17 protein-coding genes, 1 tRNA gene and 1 pseudogene are annotated in these 17358 nt (G+C 65.0%); 10 read left to right on the top strand and 9 right to left on the bottom strand.

All coding sequences use genetic code 11. The annotated features are described in order from the left end of the window. Window positions 1-15: 15 nt before the first annotated feature. The gene (locus R2N16_RS13870) at window positions 16-834 is read right to left on the bottom strand and encodes a MerR family transcriptional regulator (RefSeq protein WP_316666317.1); all 819 of its coding nucleotides are present in this window, start codon (window positions 832-834) and stop codon (window positions 16-18) included. An 86-nt stretch (window positions 835-920) separates the two neighbouring features. Between R2N16_RS13870 and R2N16_RS13865 the strand changes: the two genes are divergently transcribed. After that, on the top strand, window positions 921-2078 hold the full coding sequence (locus R2N16_RS13865; protein WP_316666316.1) for a hypothetical protein: 1158 nt from the start codon (window positions 921-923) through the stop codon (window positions 2076-2078). After that, entirely contained in the window at window positions 2075-3148 is a 1074-nt protein-coding gene (locus R2N16_RS13860) for a DUF2993 domain-containing protein (protein WP_316666315.1), read from the top strand. Before R2N16_RS13865 ends, R2N16_RS13860 begins: the two co-directional genes overlap by 4 nt. A gap of 16 nt (window positions 3149-3164) precedes the next feature. Here the strand turns inward: R2N16_RS13860 and R2N16_RS13855 are convergent, their stop codons facing one another. Together R2N16_RS13855 and R2N16_RS13850 are read right to left on the bottom strand one after the other, a co-directional pair. Next, window positions 3165-3578 carry a surface-adhesin E family protein gene (locus tag R2N16_RS13855; RefSeq protein WP_316666314.1) on the bottom strand — a complete coding sequence of 138 codons (414 nt, stop codon included), beginning with the start codon at window positions 3576-3578 and terminating at the stop codon, window positions 3165-3167. 175 nt (window positions 3579-3753) lie between these two features. Continuing rightward, window positions 3754-4638 carry a c-type cytochrome gene (locus R2N16_RS13850; protein ID WP_316666312.1) on the bottom strand — a complete coding sequence of 295 codons (885 nt, stop codon included), beginning with the start codon at window positions 4636-4638 and terminating at the stop codon, window positions 3754-3756. A 381-nt stretch (window positions 4639-5019) separates the two neighbouring features. Here R2N16_RS13850 and R2N16_RS13845 point away from each other — a divergent pair. The 4 genes from R2N16_RS13845 to kdpE all read left to right on the top strand — a co-directional run bounded on the left by R2N16_RS13845 (window position 5020) and on the right by kdpE (window position 7741). Continuing rightward, a tRNA-Arg gene (locus tag R2N16_RS13845) sits at window positions 5020-5095 on the top strand. Window positions 5096-5263: 168 nt separating this feature from the next. Continuing rightward, entirely contained in the window at window positions 5264-6331 is a 1068-nt protein-coding gene (hisC, locus tag R2N16_RS13840; RefSeq protein ID WP_316666310.1) for a histidinol-phosphate transaminase, read from the top strand. 323 nt (window positions 6332-6654) lie between these two features. Beyond that, window positions 6655-6966 carry a high-potential iron-sulfur protein gene (locus R2N16_RS13835; RefSeq protein WP_316666309.1) on the top strand — a complete coding sequence of 104 codons (312 nt, stop codon included), beginning with the start codon at window positions 6655-6657 and terminating at the stop codon, window positions 6964-6966. A gap of 70 nt (window positions 6967-7036) precedes the next feature. Then, a complete protein-coding gene (gene kdpE / locus R2N16_RS13830; protein WP_316666339.1) occupies window positions 7037-7741 on the top strand; it encodes a two-component system response regulator KdpE in 705 nt (234 codons plus the stop codon). A 27-nt stretch (window positions 7742-7768) separates the two neighbouring features. Here kdpE and R2N16_RS13825 read toward each other — a convergent pair whose 3' ends face one another. Further along, a complete protein-coding gene (locus R2N16_RS13825) occupies window positions 7769-8767 on the bottom strand; it encodes a Bug family tripartite tricarboxylate transporter substrate binding protein (RefSeq protein WP_316666307.1) in 999 nt (332 codons plus the stop codon). A 143-nt stretch (window positions 8768-8910) separates the two neighbouring features. Then, window positions 8911-10041 (bottom strand): porin, encoded by a 1131-nt coding sequence (locus tag R2N16_RS13820; protein ID WP_316666305.1) that lies wholly within the window; start codon window positions 10039-10041, stop codon window positions 8911-8913. A 493-nt stretch (window positions 10042-10534) separates the two neighbouring features. Between R2N16_RS13820 and R2N16_RS13815 the strand changes: the two genes are divergently transcribed. Further along, window positions 10535-10819, top strand: coding sequence for a hypothetical protein (locus R2N16_RS13815; protein WP_316666338.1), 285 nt, complete (start codon window positions 10535-10537; stop codon window positions 10817-10819). A gap of 135 nt (window positions 10820-10954) precedes the next feature. Here the strand turns inward: R2N16_RS13815 and R2N16_RS13810 are convergent. After that, window positions 10955-11155, bottom strand: a pseudogene (locus R2N16_RS13810) (hypothetical protein); the annotation flags it as partial. Window positions 11156-11341: 186 nt separating this feature from the next. Continuing rightward, on the bottom strand, window positions 11342-12652 hold the full coding sequence (locus R2N16_RS13805; protein WP_316666304.1) for a M20/M25/M40 family metallo-hydrolase: 1311 nt from the start codon (window positions 12650-12652) through the stop codon (window positions 11342-11344). A 182-nt stretch (window positions 12653-12834) separates the two neighbouring features. Here R2N16_RS13805 and R2N16_RS13800 point away from each other — a divergent pair, with 182 nt between their 5' ends. Next, window positions 12835-13629 carry a DUF1835 domain-containing protein gene (locus R2N16_RS13800; protein ID WP_316666303.1) on the top strand — a complete coding sequence of 265 codons (795 nt, stop codon included), beginning with the start codon at window positions 12835-12837 and terminating at the stop codon, window positions 13627-13629. Between the two features lie 74 nt (window positions 13630-13703). Here the strand turns inward: R2N16_RS13800 and kefC are convergent, their stop codons facing one another. Continuing rightward, window positions 13704-15629, bottom strand: a complete 1926-nt coding sequence (kefC, locus tag R2N16_RS13795) for a glutathione-regulated potassium-efflux system protein KefC (protein ID WP_316666302.1) — start codon at window positions 15627-15629, stop codon at window positions 13704-13706. Between the two features lie 27 nt (window positions 15630-15656). After that, on the bottom strand, window positions 15657-16214 hold the full coding sequence (gene kefF, locus R2N16_RS13790; protein WP_316666301.1) for a glutathione-regulated potassium-efflux system oxidoreductase KefF: 558 nt from the start codon (window positions 16212-16214) through the stop codon (window positions 15657-15659). Between the two features lie 27 nt (window positions 16215-16241). Between kefF and R2N16_RS13785 the strand changes: the two genes are divergently transcribed. Continuing rightward, complete coding sequence (locus R2N16_RS13785; RefSeq protein WP_316666300.1) at window positions 16242-16451, top strand: hypothetical protein; 210 nt, start codon at window positions 16242-16244, stop codon at window positions 16449-16451. 160 nt (window positions 16452-16611) lie between these two features. Next, window positions 16612-17307 (top strand): GNAT family N-acetyltransferase, encoded by a 696-nt coding sequence (locus R2N16_RS13780; RefSeq protein ID WP_027680412.1) that lies wholly within the window; start codon window positions 16612-16614, stop codon window positions 17305-17307. Window positions 17308-17358: the final 51 nt, after the last annotated feature.

Below are 17358 nucleotides of genomic sequence, written 5' to 3'. Positions count from 1 at the left end.
GGCGCGCCGGAGACATTAGCCTTTGTCCGGCCCGGGCGCGTTGCCCGGCGGTTCGTGCATGTGCTCGATGACCTGCGCCACGCGGTCGCCCAGGTATTTGTTGGCGGCCGTCTCAAGCGCGCGCATCAGTTCGGCTTCGACCGCCACCAGTGCCAGCGGGCGGATGCGCCAGATCACGTCGACCAGACGCGGCACGTCTTCGACCGGCGGCAGATCGCTGCCGTACTTGTCGAGTTCGCGCACGACCATGGACACGAGATCGTCGGCCACCGCCTGCGTATGCGGCCGGGCACGCTCGATGATGTCGAGCACTTCAACGAGCGGGAAACCGGCCTTTGCCATCTGCGCGCCGGCCAGCAGCGCTTTCGGGCTGCGTGCCAGATAGCCGAGGCCATCGGGTTCAAGCAAGCCAAGCGAGATGGCCCGCGCCAGCGCCTGACGCGACATGGCGCGGCCAAACAGCTTGGCCAGCGCCAGGAGCGAGTAGTGCTTGGGCGACTCATCCGACCACGGGCTGGCAATGGCGGATTCGAGCCCGAGGATGGAGCGCAGGTCATGGCCTTCGACGATTGCCTTGAGCAGTTCCTGGATGTTGGAGAGCGTGTAGCCACGCCCCAGCAGGTGATTGATGAGCTTGAGTCGCCCCAGATGCGCCTGCGTGTAGATGCCCACGCGGCCGCGCCGCTCGGGCGGATCGATCAGGCCGCGGTCCTGATACGAGCGGACGTTGCGGACAGTGGTTTCGGCCGCGCGCGCCAGTTCATCGATGGTGAACTCGCGGGCAGGCGGAGTAGCGGGCGGACCGGCATCGCCGGTTGGTTTGCGGGCGGGCATGCAAAAAATTCTACACGAGCGCGGCGACAGACTGCGTCGGTTACCGGAACGTTTCCGGTGCGTTTCTCGCGACGAGGAGACCGTCGATGTGGGACTTGACCTTGCGTCATCGTAATAGCGCGTTCCGGGCTGCGGGCGCGGTGGTGGCGGCGCTGCTGCTGCAAAGCTGCGCCACCGCCGGCGACGGACACGGCGCCATCGAGGCCGATAAGGCCAAGCAGCTCCAAGACGCACGAACCCAAGCGCGTGCGCCGTTCCAGTCAGGCAACCTCGCCACGCGCGAGGTGCGGCCGGTCACGCTGCGCGATTCCGGCCAGCCCGATGCGATCTCGTATCTGCGTCATGTCGATTTCCGCTTCGATGGTGGCGTCGGGTTTCTGGTCGATCAGCTCGCGCTGCGCATGGTGCCACGCGCACCAGGCGACCCGGTGTGGCTCGACGATGTGTCGTCCTACAGCCTGCAGCCGGTGAACGGTTCGGTGCGCGTCACGGCGCAGAGCATGAGCGCGCTGTTCAATACGGTGGTCTTTGCGCGCGGGCCTGGGGAAGATCCGCCGCTGCGCAACTTCAGCTTCTCGCTCGACGACGGCTCGCTCGACATGCGCGCCGAGATGCATCGGCGCGGCGCGTGGGTGCCGATCGAGCTGCGTGGTCCGCTGGTACTGCGCGATCCGCAAACCATCGTGTTCCGCCCCAACGTGGTCAAGGTGCGCGGCCAGGACGCCAGCGCGCTGATGGGCGCCGCGCATATCGAGCTGGCCGATCTGCTGCCGGTGTCAACACCCGCCGTGCAGTTGGCGGGCAGCGAGATCGTCATGCAGGTGCCCAAGCTGTTTCCGCCGCCAGCGCTGGATTTGAAGCTCTCCGCCATCCGCATCACGCGTGACGGGCTGCTCATGCAGATCGGCGATGGCAACCCGCAGATGCCGCCGCTGGCCAACGCCGCCGACGCGCAGCGCCCGTACATCCTCTTCCGCGGCGGGGACATCCGCTTCATGCGCTCGATGCCGATGAACGCACGCATCGATATCGTCGTGGCCGATCCGGCCAAGCCCTTCGTGTTCAACCTGTACCGCTATCGCGATCAGCTTGTGGCGGGGTCGCTGCGCTTCTCGCCCGATGGCGGCATCTGCGTGCTGATGCCGTCGTTCGACACGCTCACCGCTGCCAAGGCCGCCAAGGCAACTGCAGTCGCCAAGGCCGGCAAACCTGCCCTGCAACTCGCCAAGAGGATCGCACCATGATTGCCCCCGCCTTCGCTCTCGCCGCTGTGATGTTGCGCCTGGCGTTGGTGGCGCTCGGCCTGGCCAGCCTCTTTGTCAGCGCGCTCGCCCGCGCCGGCGAGCCCCCGATGGCCAGCGCACAGCGCAAGGAGTTGATCACCGTGCGCCAGCAATGGGCGCAGCGCTGCGATCCGTCCTCCGGCGCGCCCAACGCCAGCGGCCCCGCCGTCGCGCGCGACTCGGGCACCGCACCGCCCGTCGTGCAGATGCGCGAGGTGGATTTCCGCATCACCGGCGACATCGGCTTCCACGTGCACCAACTCACCGCGCAACTCGTGCCGCACAAGCCCGGGCAGCCCGTCGACATGGACGACCCGGGCCAGTTCGACATCCGCATCCTCGGCGGGGAAGTGACGGTGCCCAAGAATTCCCTCGACGCGCTGTTCAACCGATATCTGCTCGACTATTCGCCGCGCTCGCTCAATGCGTTGTCGCTCACGCCGGGCGACGGCGTGCTCGACGTGTCGGGCGGGCTCAAGCTGCGCGATCATTTTCCTGGCGTATGGCTGCCATTCGGCATGCGCGGCACGTTGGCGCTCAAGGAATCGCGCTACCTCGTCTATACGCCCACCGAGGCACGCGTGATGGGCATCCAGACGCTGGCGCTGCTCAAGGGGATGGGGCTGGAGCTGTCGCAGCTTGCGCCGCTCAATCGCAACGGCGCCAAGCTGGACGGCAACGACATGGTGCTGGACCAATACACGGTGTTTCCGCCGCCGCGCCTGATCGGTCAGATGAAGACGGCGCGTGTCACGCCCGACGGGCTGGTGCTCAGCTTCGGCCCCGCGCCGGCCATGTGTGCGTCCGCGCCAACCGACGCCGCCAGCCGCATCTGGATCCAGTCCGGCGACCTGAAGATGTACAACGTGCTCGTGGCCAACAGCCGCGTGCTCGTCACCGATACATCAACGCGCGGGCCGCTGCGATTCGACCTGTACCACTACCGCGAGGCCGCCGCGCGCGGCACCACGCGCATGGATGCGGACGGCACACTGCGCGTCGACCTCGCACCGGCCGCGGCCGTCCAGTAACACCGTCGCCAGCGCACTACTTTTGGCAGACAGCATGCAGGATCGCCTCGCCCTCTGAGCGCGGCACGACGGCCTCCCAGCGGGGGCTGTCGATGCTCTTGGCGAGCACCGTGCCGTGCTGGCTATCCTGGATCAGCGCGCTGACCGGCAGGATGCGCCCCTCCTTGCAGTCGTAGACGGACGTGCGCGTGTCGTATTGATATGCCTTGCCGTCTGAGAGCTTGCGCGGCACGTCATAGGCATCCCGCGCCGTGGCACGCACGGTGCCATCCGTGTTGTGCTCGATGGAGTCCTTGTCCAGATAGAGCGAGCCGGCGTTGTCGGCCAGCGGGGCCAGCTTGACCCAGTTGTCGGCCGCCATGGCCGTCGAGCCACCGATTGCCAGCACAGCGGCCACCCAGTAGATCAGCGTCGTTCGTTCCGTTCGCATCGCAACCTCCGTTTGCCTCATTGCACAGACGTATGCGGGGCGAAGCAGCCTGGCTGCATCGTTCTCCGCACATCCGAACTAGGCGTAGCAAACGGCATGCCCCGCGTGTGCCACTGCCGCGGCAGGCAACAAAAAAGCCCGCACGGGGCGGGCTTTTTCGGAGATGCGGGACGGCTTACTTGGCAGCGGCGGCCATGTAGTCAACGGCAGCTTTCACGTCGTCATCGGAGCCGGCATAAGTGCCCTTGGGCGGCATCGCGCCCTTGCCGTGCAGCGCGGAGTCATACAGCTTGGCCTTGCCTTGGGCAATGCGCGGCGCCCAGGCGGCCTTGTCGCCAAACTTGGGCGCGCCAGCCACTCCGGCGGCGTGGCACATCTGGCAAGTCGACTCGTAAACCTTCTTGCCAACCTCCCCCGCCGAGGCTTGCGGTGCAGCAGCAGCGGCCGGCGCTGCAGCAGGTGCCGGCGCAGCAGCCGCCGGAGCCGGGGCGGCCGCTGGAGCCGAAGCTTCCGATGCCGATGCTGCAGCCGGGGCTGCACCCGCGCCCGCCGGTGCAGCCGGTTCCTGCAGCTTGCCGCCAGCGGAGTTGGCCATGTAGACGATGGCGCGTTCGATTTCGTAGTCGCTCACGTCATCCGGCGACGTGCCGCCGCGTGCGGGCATGCCGCCCTTGCCGGCCAGCGCCACCTTCGTCAGGCCATCCAGGCCCTGCGACAGGCGCGGCCCCCAGCTTGCCGCGTCGCCAAACTTGGGCGCACCGGCCACACCTGCCGCGTGGCAGGTCGCGCAGACTTCCTTATAGAGTTGCTCGCCGGTCTTGAAAACGCGCGGTGCGTTCGGGTCTTTCAGTTCGAGTTGGGCAACGGGCTTGATGCGATCGTTGACGGCCTCTTCCGACATGCCGGAACCGCCCGCACCCTCCTTGGCGCCCAGGCCAACGTAATTGGCCAGCAGGATGATGATGAGGATGGGAACGACAAAGGCGGCGATCACCGCGATAATCAGCTGCTTGGGGGTCTTGATCAGAGGCTCGTGTTCGTCGTGTTGCGCGTCGCTCATGCTCAACTCTCAGGATGGTGGAACCGCTCTTGGAGCCCACAGAGCGCCGCCGGCAAGGTCACGAGCATCGCCGGCAGTGCGTGGGGGCCGCATTGGATCGCGATGAGGGCAGGAAGACCATGGCAATTCAATTGCCGCGTCGGCCCAGATAGACCTGTCCCCGTCTTTCTTCTGGCAAATAACGCGCGATTATATCCGCAATGCCTAGGCCTTTGACACGCGGGACAGCCCTAGGCGCCGCTTTTCGACCTGCGTCAAAAACCCAACGAAACGTCGCAGCAGCACGCCTCGTACCGGTGCGTTCATGGGCGTGCGATGGACGCTTGCCGCCAAATGCGCTATCCTGCGTGGCTTCTCTTTCGGTGCGTTCTGTGCCGATATGCGCCCGTAGCTCAATGGATAGAGTACTGCCCTCCGAAGGCAGGGGTTGCTGGTTCGATCCCAGCCGGGCGCGCCAAAAATCAAAGATTTACCCGAACTTGTACGGCTTTTCCCCGCCAGAACCGCGCTTCTGCCGCAACGTACCGGTTTGCCTATTTCCGAACCTTGTTCAGCCCCCTGCATTTTTCGGTCCCTCGACCGCACCGCGGGCATGCTGAAATCATCATCCGTCAGGAGTCGAGCCGTGAGCCGTTACTGGAGCGATATCGTTCAGCAACTTGTGCCCTACGTTCCGGGCGAGCAGCCGGCAATCGCGCGACCCATCAAGCTAAACACCAACGAGAACCCATACCCGCCGTCGCCGCGTGTTGTAGCGGCAATCTCGGCAGAGCTGGGGGAGACGGGCGAGACCCTGCGCCGCTATCCCGATCCGCTGTCGCGCCGGTTGCGCGAGACAGTGGCCGCCCAGGTGGGCCTCAAGCCCGAGCAGGTCTTTGCTGGCAACGGTTCGGACGAAGTGTTGGCGCACGTCTTCCAGGCGCTGCTCAAGCACGACAAGCCGCTGCGCTTCCCCGACATCTCGTACAGCTTCTATCCGACCTACGCGCGGCTGTACGGCGTGCAGTGCGAAGTGGTGCCGCTGGCGGACGACTTCTCCATCCGCGCCGATGACTATCTTGGCGACGCAGGCGGCGTGCTGTTCCCGAACCCAAACGCGCCGACCGGCCACGCGTTGCCGCTGGCGGAGATCGAACGGATCGTCGCTGCGAACCCCTCATCGGTCGTCGTGGTGGATGAAGCCTATGTGGATTTCGGCGCGGCGTCCGCCATTGGGCTCATCGACCGCTATCCGAATCTGCTCGTTGTGCACACGACGTCGAAGTCGCGCTCGCTGGCCGGCATGCGCGTGGGCTTTGCGTTCGGGCACGCGGCACTGGTCGAAGCGCTCAATCGCGTGAAAGACAGCTTCAACTCGTATCCGCTGGATCGCCTCGCGCAGGCGGCCGCTCAGGCCGCTTACGAAGACGATGCGTACTTCCGCGCCACGTGTGCGCGCGTGATTGCGAGCCGCGCGCGGTTGACGCAATCGCTGCAGTCGCTGGGGTTCGAGGTCGTGCCATCGATGGCGAACTTTGTCTTCGCGCGGCATCCCGCCCACGACGCCGCAACGCTGACGGCTCGCCTGAAAGAGCAGGCCATCTTCGTGCGTCACTTCAAGCTCGCGCGCATCGATCAACATCTGCGCATCACGGTCGGCACCGACGATGAATGCGACGCATTCTTAAAGGCGCTGCAGGGCCTGCTGGCGTAAGCACGTACGCGTGTGCGACAAATTGCCACCGGGGTCGGCCAGCCATTGGGGGACCGCACCCGCGCAGGTGGCTGCCGTCCCTGACCACACGGTGCATCCGCGCCATGGCACCGTGTGGATCGAAGGCCACGAACGCAAGCGATTGCTGCACTGAGGTATGCGGAACATTGACCGTACGCAGATGCTGCCGGCCGATTGCTGTGCCAGAATGCACGAGCGGGTAAACGGCGCGCCGACGCCGTCCGCTGTCCCCTAGGGCGAGCCTGAGCACTACGCGGGCGGCACGGGACGCCACACAACACACTCCCACAAAAGGAATCAGCATGTCCAATCGTCGTCAATTCCTGAAGAGCATCCCCATCGTGGCCGCCGCGGGCGCCGTCATGTCGATGTCGGACCTGGCACTGGCTGCACCGATGGTGTCGGAAGCCGACCCGCAAGCCAAGGCGCTGGGCTACGTGGCTGACACCACCAAGGCCGACAAGGCCAAGTTCCCGAAGCACACGCCGGATCAGCACTGCGGCAACTGCGCTCTGTATCAAGGCGGCACGGCAGCGCAAGGCGGTTGCCCGCTGTTCGCCGGCAAAGACGTCGCCAACAAGGGCTGGTGCAGCGCCTGGGCAAAGAAGGCCTGAGCGAAGCAGTATCGCGCCCATGAAAAACGGACCCTCCGGGGTCCGTTTTTTCATGGGCGCTCGCTCTACAATGCGTGCCATGCCGTTCTCATTCACGCCCACCGTTCTCGTCATCGACGACGAACCGCACATCCGACGCTTCGTCCGCGCTGCACTGGAGGAAGAAGGCTGCGAAGTCCATGAAGCCGACCGCGTCGAACGCGGCTTGATCGAAGCGGGCACGCGTCAGCCGGATGCGGTGATCCTCGATCTCGGTCTGCCCGACGGCGACGGAATGCAGTTGATTCGCGAGTTGCGCACCTGGACGGAAGTGCCGGTGCTCGTGCTCTCGGCCCGCGTGGATGAGCGCGACAAGATCGACGCGCTCGATGCCGGCGCGGACGATTACCTGACCAAACCCTTCGGCGTGGGCGAGCTGGTTGCGCGCTTGCGCGTGCTGCTGCGGCGACACGCCAAGCGCGGCGAAGACGGCGGGAGCATCATCCGCTTCGGCGAGGTGGAAGTCGACCTGGCGCGCCGCCTGGTCAGCCGCAGCGGCGAGGCCGTGCATCTCACCCCGATCGAATACCGGCTGCTGGCAGTGCTGCTCGGCCGCCGCGGCACCGTGATGACGCACCGCGAACTGCTGCGCGAAGTCTGGGGCCCCGCGCATTCCGACAGCAGCCACTATCTGCGCATCTACATGGGCCATCTGCGCCACAAGCTGGAACGCGATCCGGCGCGGCCCGAGCACCTGCTGACCGAAGTCGGTGTCGGGTACCGCTTTACCGCTTAGGCGGGCTTAAACGGAGTCAAGCGCGGCTCACTGTTCCTTGATGCCCGCGGCGCGCACGATGCGGCCGTTGCTGTCGTATTCCGCGCGGATGGCCGCGGCAAACTGCTCGGCCGTGCCGCCGGCCGGCACCACGGCGGCCTGCATGAGGCGCTCGCGCAGATCGGGCGCAGCCAGCGCCTTGTTGATCTCTGCGTTCAGCCGAGCAATCACGGGCGCGGGCGTCTTGGCCGGCGCGAACACGCCAAAGGTCGATGCCATGTTCGCCTTGGCGTAACCCAGCTCGGTGAACGTCGGTACGTTCGGCAGCGCATCGAGCCGGTGCGGCGCACCCACCGCGAGCGGGCGCAGCTTGCCGCTCGTGATGTGTTGCATCAGGGTCGGGCCGACGTTGGTCGACATGACTTCCACCTGTCCACCCAGCGCGTCCGTCAATTGCTGGCCACCGCCCTTGTACGGGATGAGCGTGATATCCACGCGCGCCTGCGACTTGATCTGCTCCAGCGCGAGATGCCCCACCGTACCCAGGCCCGATGTCGACCAGCGGATCGAGCCCGGCTTGGTGCGCGACTGGCTCAGCATGTCGGCAAAGCTCTTGCCCGTGAACGATGGCGTGCCCAGCAGGATCATCGGTGCGTACATGACATTGGCCACAGGCGCGATGTCTTTCTGCGGGTCGTACGGCAGCTTGCTGAAATGCGGGTTGAGCGTAAGCGGGCTGACTGACGAGAAGCCCAGCGTGTAGCCATCGGGCGGCGCCTTGGCCACGGCGTCCATGCCGATGCTGCCGCCGGCACCGGCGCGGTTTTCCACCACCACCGGCTGGCCCAGTTGCGACGACAGCTTTTCGCCCAGCGCACGCGCCACGTTGTCGGAAATGCCGCCGGTCGGGTACGCGACGATGATGCGGATCGGCTTGGCCGGATAGTCCTGCGCGTGCGCCGGCACGGCGGCAAGCAGCGGCAGGCCGGCGCACAGCAGCGCGGCAGAGGCAATCAGACGACGGCGGGCGGTACGTGCGGAAGTCATGGCGCAATGTCAGATGGACGAGACGGGAGCCCACATTGTAGGCGGATGCCCAGGCAAGCTCGCCTGGCGACGTACAAAAACAGCAGGCAAAAGAAAAGGCGCCCGAAGGCGCCTTTCCGTTCCCAATCGAGTGACAGCGTCGATTAGAAGATGTGGCGGATACCCACGCCAACGCTGGTCTGGTTCGACTTGCCAGTGCCGGTTGCGTTGCCGCCACCCGACAGTTCCGGCAGAGCTGCGTCCTTGACCTTGTTGTAGTCGACCGTGCCATACACTTGCGTGCGCTTGGACAGAGCGTACTCAGCCAGCAGCACACCGGTGTAGCGCTTGCCGTCGTTGCCGGCGGTCAGAGCAGCGTTCTTGATGCTGTCGTAGTAGAACGCGCCCGTCAGAGCCAGGGCCGGGGTGATGTTGTACGTCACGCCCAGGATGCCGACGTGGTCACGACGCTTCGTGGCGCCCGGGGTCAGGCCAGCGCCCGAAGTGGCGTTGCCGTAGATGTTCAGGCCGAAAGCGCTGCCGCCGACGCAGTTTGCCGAGCTGTTCACGCAACCCGTGGCGTCGCTGCTGTCGATGTAGCCTGCGAACAGCTTGGCTGCGGCAATGGTGTAGTTACCGCCGATACCCCACACGGTTTGCTTGTTGCCAGCGACGTCCTTGTGCTGCTGTGCGAAGGCGCCGATGTAGGCCGGGCCGAATTCATAGGCCACCGTACCGCCAACGTACGAGTTCTGGCTTGCAGCGCCAGCCACTTCGCCAAAGCCGTAAGCCAGGCCGACCGACAGGCCGCTCCACTTGCCTTCGTACTTCAGCATGTTGGATTCACGCAGACCGGTCAGGCCGTAGTACATCCACGAGTTGCCGTCGTAGTTGCCCACGCCCAGCGGGTCGAAGTTGCCGCCCGTCGTGAAGCCGAAGTTGTATTGACGGCCCAGCGTGATAGTGCCCAGGTCCTTGTTGGACAGGCCCACGAACGATTGACGGTTGAACAGCGTACCCGAGCTGCTCATGCGGCCCGAGTCGGAGTTGAAGCCGCTTTCCAGCACGAACAGTGCCTTGTTGCCGCCGCCCAGGTCTTCCGAGCCCTTCAGGCCCCAGCGGCTGTTCGACACAGCGCCGCTTTCCATCTGGGTCACGCTGTTGCCAGCTTGGTTGGCGTTGTTGATGTAGTGAATGCTGGTATCGACAATACCGTACAGCGTCACGCTCGATTGGGCATAGGCAGAACCTGCGAACAGGGCGCCAACTGCGACCAGAATGGCAGACTTTTTCATGTGGGCTCGTAATAAAAGAGTTGTCTCAAACCGCCCGACCCCGTGTGCATGAGGTTGGGCTCCTCCGTTTCCTTAACTTCCGTGTCGGAAGTGCCGCGCAAATTTAACAAAAGCCCATATGCGCGGCAAAGCAATTCACGGAATCGTTCTACCAAGTGTGGTAAGCGCGCATCGCTCTTAATGCGCCGCACCAAATCGGCCTGCCACAAGGCTTGCCAGCTGGCAGCGCCCTGCTGTGGTGCACCAAGGCCGGCCGCCGGCTTTCAACCGCTCTCTTGATTAGACAAAAAGGTTGGGGGATTGCCGGGGGCGTTACGCCATTGGCGCGTCTTTCAGCGCCATTCACGCTGACTTGCATCATTTCGGCGCCGACAACAAACCGTTCGTCGCACCACCGTGGATACGATATGCCCCCTGACCTAGGCTGTAGACCGTGGCAGGACATCAAATGACCACGAACAACACCGAAAATCAGTTGAAGAAGGAGTTCGCCATGCGACTCAAGCAAATGGGGTTGGCCGCCATGCTGGCGGTCGGGGCCCTCGCGGCGGGCAGCGCTTGGGCGCAGGCCAGCCGTGTGGAAGTGTTCGGCCAGGATGCACGTGCCGAACGGTTTGACGTCTATAGCGACGGCGCCCGCACCGGACGCTTTGACACGTATACAGAAGGCGCACGCAGCGGCCGATTCGATCCGTATTCGGACGGCATGCGCAGCGACCCGGCCGGCCGCTCCCGCGACGGCGGCGGTACGGTCTATGGGTATCCGGTTCCGAATTGATGCGCTGATCGGCATTCACCGTATTCGTCACGCATTGATCAATTACGGGCCGGTCTCCAGGCATCCTCCGCTTTCCGCCTCTTGGCCCACTCTGGCCCCGCTGGTGATGCGCCAGCGGGGCTTTTTCATGCGCGCTCAGATGCGCTTGTCGAGCGTGATCGGCAATTCGCGCACGCGCCGCCCGGTGGCGTGATAGACGGCGTTGGCGATGGCTGCCGGCACGCCAGTGATGCCGATCTCACCAATGCCCTTGGCACCCTGCGGGTTGATATGCGCGTCCACCTCGTCGAGTGCGAGGATATCGATGTCGGGCACATCGGCGTTGACGGGCACGTGATCTGCGCACGGATGTTCGGACATGGCGCACGCTCCACCGGCCGGGTGGCCGTAGCTAGGGACATGCGTCGGAGGGAGCACGCGAAATACCCGGCACCCGGGCGAGGGGGGAGCCACAGAACCGTGGCTTCGCGCAGGAGATTTGCTGCGGCGCGTGTAACGCTTACGCGCCGCGTTGCAGTGATGTTACTTGGCCAGGCCGACGCGGTCGCGCGACACATCCATGACCATGCGCGTGAGCAGGTACAAGCGGGGCACGATGGAGTTCAGGTCAACATATTCGGCGTCGTTCGAGTGCGCGCCAAAGCTCGCCAGGCCAAAACGCTCGATCACGGGTGCCTTGGTTTTCGAGGCGGCGAACGCGGCATCGGTGCCCCCGCCTTCGGCTTTATCGTCAATCTCCAGCGTCTTCCCGAGTTCGCTATAGATCTTCTGGGCGTGCTCGGCCAGCGCGCGCGACGCCGGCGTGGCTTCCAGCGGTGGCCGGCGGCGTTCGAACTTGGCCGAAACCTGCGTATCCGGAATCAGCTTGTTCTTGATGCGCTCGTTGACGGTGTCTTCCAGCTTGTCGGCATCGGCCGCGCGCAGCAGGCGCACATCGGCCTGGGCACTGGCCACGGCCGGGATCACGTTGCGGTTGGTGCCCGCCTGCGCCACCGTCCAGTTCACCTTCAGGCCGGTTTCGGGCTTGGACAGATCGCGCATCTGCAGCACCTGGTGCGACAGCTCGTACAGCGCGTTGCGGCCCTGCTCCGGCGCGCCGCCCGCGTGCGAAGCCTTGCCCTTCACATCCAGCAGGATCGCACCGATGCCGCTGGTGGCCAGCGACAGCTTGTCGGCGGTCACACGCGTGCCTTCGCACGAGAACACGGCGTCCTGCTCGGCGCCCAGCTTGGCCTGCATGGCCCGCGCGCCGGGCGAGCTGATCTCTTCATCGCCGTTGATCAGCACCGTGAGCGTGCCGTACTGCTTGAAGTTGACGGCCTGCAGAATCGACACCGTGTGCAGGATGACCGCCACGCCGTTCTTGTCGTCGGCAATGCCCAGGCCGTAGGCGCGGTCACCGTCGATGCGGAACGGCTGCTGCGCGAGCATGCCCTTGAGATAGACGGTATCCATGTGCGCGATCAGCATGATGTTGCGCTTGCCCTCGCCCTTGAAACGCGCGAGCACCATCTTGCCGATCTTCTCGGGCGTATCGGCCATGCGGTAGGCATGGTCGCTGGGATCGACGAGCTTGACGTCGCCGCCCATGCCGCGCAGGCGCTCGGCAATCACGCCGGCAATCTTGTCCAGGCCTTCGATATCCTTGCTGCCCGATTCGATCGAGACCAGAGTCTTCATGGTGTCGATCAGCGCGGGTTTTTCCTGCTGGGCGCGCTTGTAGATTTCAGCGGGCGGCACGGCGGCGGCCTGGCCGGCCACCAGCGCGCCCACCATTGCGACGACGGCCAGCACTGGGGGGCGCATGCCCTTGGGCAACAACGGGGCTCTCATGAATGTTTCCTCACCTGTTCTTAGTTATGGTCTGCAACAAACCGGCGATTTTCGCACGCCCGCCTGAGGATTGCCCGAGGCTATCCCCCCTTTGGATAGGCGCATGACACCGGGCAAAGGAATACTGATAGACATGCGTAAAACGAAAGCGCGGGGCTAACACTCTCGCTACAATTGCTGCCATGCAATACATCCATGTCGTCAACGGCGATGTTGCCGGCGCCACGCTCAAGCAGGCGCTCGCACAGGCTGGCCGTCCCGATTCCGTAGTGGTGCTGCGCGACGATCTCGCCGTCGGGCCGCTGGTCGACGTCGACAGTGTCGCCATGGCGCGCTCCGGCTTCTGGCAGCGCGTGGCGCCCAACAGCAATATCGACTTCGCCGCCGAGATGCGCGATGCACTCGCGTCGCTCGCCGACCTGCGCGATGCCACCACGGAAGTCGCTATCTGGCACGGCCAAAGCGCATCGGACCAGCTCATGCTGCGCCGCGTCGCGTTCCACCTGCACCAATCGCCCCAGCGCATCAATGAAGTCGGCATGGACGTGCGAGAACTTGAGGCCCCCAACGGTCAGGGGCCGCTGACGACCATCGGCATGTATTCGGGCGCCCGCCTCGCGCGGCGGTTTTCGACCATCGCACCGGTGTCGGTGCTGCGCATCGGCCGCCTGGCCTACGAATGGCAGCAGACCGTGCGCGAGAACGCCGATACGCGGCTGTGGAAGGGCAACACGCTGGTGCCGGTGTCGTATGGCACGGTGGATGAAGTGATCCTGGAGCACGTGCCCACCGACTGGGCCAGCGCACGGGATGTGGTCAGCAGCATCATGGGCGCCATCGACGGGCTGCTCGCCAGCGACTGGTTCGTCTTCTGGCGCTGCCGTGAACTGGTCGGCAACGGCCAGTTGCTGCTGCGCGGCGAGGCCGATTCGCTCAGCACCTGCGAGCTGCGACGCAATGTGAGCGTGGCCGTGTAAGCGCCGCGCAATCCTGCCGATCTGCCCGAAGGAGCGCCGAAAGCGCTCCTTTTTGTTTGTTCACGCGGCGCGCGTCAGTCGTCTCGGCGGATGCCAGCGCGCGCAGGGCAATCGACGGGGACGTCGACTTCATTGGCAAGATCGGCGTCGGGCGGCGAGCCTTCCTCATCGCTGTGGACATCGCCCTCACCCCACGGCATGCCGGATTCGCGCAGGCGTTTGCGCTGCGTGCGGTCGCGCTGGAACATCTCGGCCAGTTCGTCGCGCCCTTGCTGCGCAAGGGAGACGAGCTTCTTCTGATCGCGGTAAACCGGGTAGACCTGTTCCATTGAATTGAGCGTGTGGCGGCGGAACGTCTGCGCGATGCGGTGCGCTTCGTATGGCTCCTTGCCCAGGCCTTCCAGCACGCGGCGGCTGAGCATGAGCGAACCCTCGAACATCTCGCGCTCGATCACCTCGACGCCACGGTCGCGCAGTTGGTACACGTGCGACACGTTGCGCGCGCGCACGTACAGCTTCAGGTGCGGAAAGCGCTCGCGCACGCGGTCGACCACCTCCAGGTTGGTCTCCATGTCGTCGATGGCGACCACCATCATGCGGGCCTTGTCGGCGCCGGCGGTTTCCAGCAGGTCCATGCGCGTGGCGTCGCCGTAGAAGACCTTGAAGCCGAAGCGGCGCAGCATGTCGATCTGGTCCGGGTCGTGGTCGAGCACGGTGGCGCTATAGCCCTGGCTGTAGAGCATGCGGCCGACAATCTGCCCGAAGCGGCCGAAGCCGGCGATGATGACCTCGTTCTCCTGCGGTTCGATGGCGTCGGGCGCGCGCTTTTTGGCATCCATGAGGCGCGGTACCAGCACCTTGTCGTGCAGAAGCAGCAGCAATGGCGTCGCGGCCATCGACAGCGCCACCACGAGGTTGAGCGCCGCGGCCGTCTCCGCGCCCAGCACGTTGCCCGCCACGCCCGGCCCAAACACCACGAACGCGAATTCACCGCCCTGCGACAGCAGGAACGCAAACAGCCAGGCCTGCCCGCGCGCAATGCCAAAGCGTGTGGCGAGCAGGCGCAGCGCACCAATCTTCACCGCCAGGAACACCGCGACCAGGCCGATCACCGCCAGCGGCTGGCGCATCAGCACGCCAAAGTCGATCGACATGCCGACGGCCAGGAAAAACAGGCCGAGCAGGAGCCCCTTGAACGGCTCAATGTCGGTTTCCAACGCGTGACGGTATTCGGAATCGGCCAGCAGCACGCCGGCAATGAAGGCGCCCAGCGCCATCGACAGGCCCACGCTGTGCATCAGCAGCGCAATGCCCACCACCAGCAGCAGCGAGAACGAGGTGAACATCTCGCGCATGTTGGTGCGGGCGATAGCGCGCAGCACGGGTCGCAGCACGGTGCGCCCGCCAAAGATCACGGCTGCCACCACGCCCACCGCCTTGAGCGCCGCAAGCCAGTGGTCGCCGCCCGCAGCATCGCCGGGTTCGGGCGCCAACAGCGGCAGCAGCGCGATCATCGGGATGGCCGCAATGTCCTGGAACAGCAGAATGCCAAAGCTGGCCGTGCCCGCCGGCGTGCGCATGAGGTTGCGCTCGGAGAGCGTGGCCAGCGCGATGGCCGTGGACGACAGCGCCAGCCCCAGCCCCGCCACCACAGCCGCCCGCCACGGGTGGCCCACCGCCATGACGGCTAGCCCCACCATCAACGCGCACACCGCGATCTGCAGCCCGCCGTAGCCGAAGATGCTGCGCCGCAGCGACCACAGCCGCGCCGGCTCCAGCTCCAGGCCAATCACAAACATCATCAGCACCACACCGAATTCGGAGAAATCCAGAATCGATTGCACATTGGTGATGAGCCGCAAGCCCCACGGCCCGACGATCACCCCGGCCAACAGATAGCCGAGCACCGAGCCCAGGCCCAGCCGGCGCGCCAGCGGTACCGCCGCCACGGCCGCAGCCAGGTAGATGACAAAATTGACGAGCAGATCGTGCGATTGCATGGGCAAGGAAGGGATCAATCAGAAACGTCAGGCGACGGAGTCGTCGCCGGTCGGCAGCCAGGGTTGGAGCGCGGCGCGCACCTGCTCGATGTGGGCGTTGATCATCTCGGCGGACACATCGTCGGCGTCGTGCAGCACGTGCGGCGGCTGCCATTGCATGCCGCACAGCGCGGCGGTCTGCTGCAGCGGCAGCAGGAACATGTCGAACGCGTGGCCGTGGACGCCATCCGGGTTGTAGGAATGCGCGCGGCCGCCCGTGGTGGCAAGCACCATCAGATGCTTGCCGCGCAGCGCCGTGCCGCCCGGCCCGTACGCCCAGCCCATCTCCAACACCACGTCGATCCACTCCTTGAGCAGCGACGGCGTGGCGTACCACTGCACCGGAAACTGGAAGATGATCAGTTCTGCGGCTTCTACCGCCTCCTGCTCAGCACGCACGTCGATGTCGAAATCCGGATAGTGCCAATACAGGTCGTGCATGGCCACGCCGGGCAAGCTGGCCAGCGCACGCGCGAGCGGCTTGTTGGCGCGCGAACGGCGCGGCGCAGGATGCGCGTAGATCACAAGAATGCGCGAGGGCGTCATGGAAAATCAGGAGGCTGGGGCGTCTTGATGGCGCATCTTCGCACGGCTATTGTTGAGCGGCGCGACGAACGGGATCGCAGTTCGGGGCGTGATGCAACGCACGCGGCACTTGAAAAGCGCTTCTTGCCGCGCTTTTTCGCAGCGCAGCATCTGCGTTGTTACCACGCCACAACCCTGGAAGCCGGGCTCGGCTGTGCTAAATCAATGATTTATTGGGAAATCCCGTGGAAAGTCTGACACCAGACTTACGGGGAAACCCTGATTGCACTACAATACTATGGTGCATTGCACAACACTCAGTTGCACCCGATTGAGTGCCCCGGAGGTGCCATCCGCACCTCCGACTCATCACTTCGCCGCCCTCCACTGAAGGCGCGATCAGAACAGGAACCATGTCGTGAACCCGCTCGAACTGAGCAAGGCCATCGGCGTCGTCACCCAGGACGACATCGACAAAACGGAAGCCGCGCAAGGTGCGCCGCGTTCCACCGTGCTGGTGCGCGAGCTTGCCGCGCACCACCGGTCGCGCCTGCTCAAACACCTGCTCGCCCTGGGCGAGGAAGACCGCCTGCTGCGTTTTGGCCAGGTGGTGCGGGATCACGTCATCGAAGCGTACGTCGACAGCATCGATTTTGACCACGACAAGGTCTTTGGCGTCTACAACGAGCGCCTGGAGCTGACGGGCGTGGGCCACTTGGCCTACCTGCGCGACAACCCGCAAGGGCGCGTGGCGGAGTTCGGCGTGTCGGTGTCGGAATCGGCACGCGGCAAGGGGGTGGGCAGCGCGCTGTTCCAGCGTGCGGCCATGCACGGCCAGAACACCAAGGTGCGCACGCTGTACATGCACTGCCTGTCGCGCAACGCGGCCATGATGCACATCGCCAAGAAGGCCGGCATGCGCGTGCAGTACGCCTATGGCGAGGCCGATGCCTACCTCGAATTGCCCCCGGCCGACACGATGAGCCTGCTGACGGAAGCCATCGACGAACAAGTCGCTGATCTCGATTACATGCTCAAGCGCAACCTGCGCGACGTTCGCCGGTTCGGCCAGCGCTTCTGGCGCTCGCTGGTGCCGCAAAAGCGCACCGTGTGATTGCATCGCGCTCCGCAAGAAACGCCTGGCTTCCACCGGGCGTTTTTGTTT

Origin of the sequence: Ralstonia psammae (assembly GCF_958405935.1) — a bacterium.
Classification (GTDB): Bacteria; Pseudomonadota; Gammaproteobacteria; order Burkholderiales; family Burkholderiaceae; genus Ralstonia; species Ralstonia psammae.
Note: the sequence above shows the minus strand (reverse complement) of the source record. Positions and strands in the feature narration are given on the sequence as shown.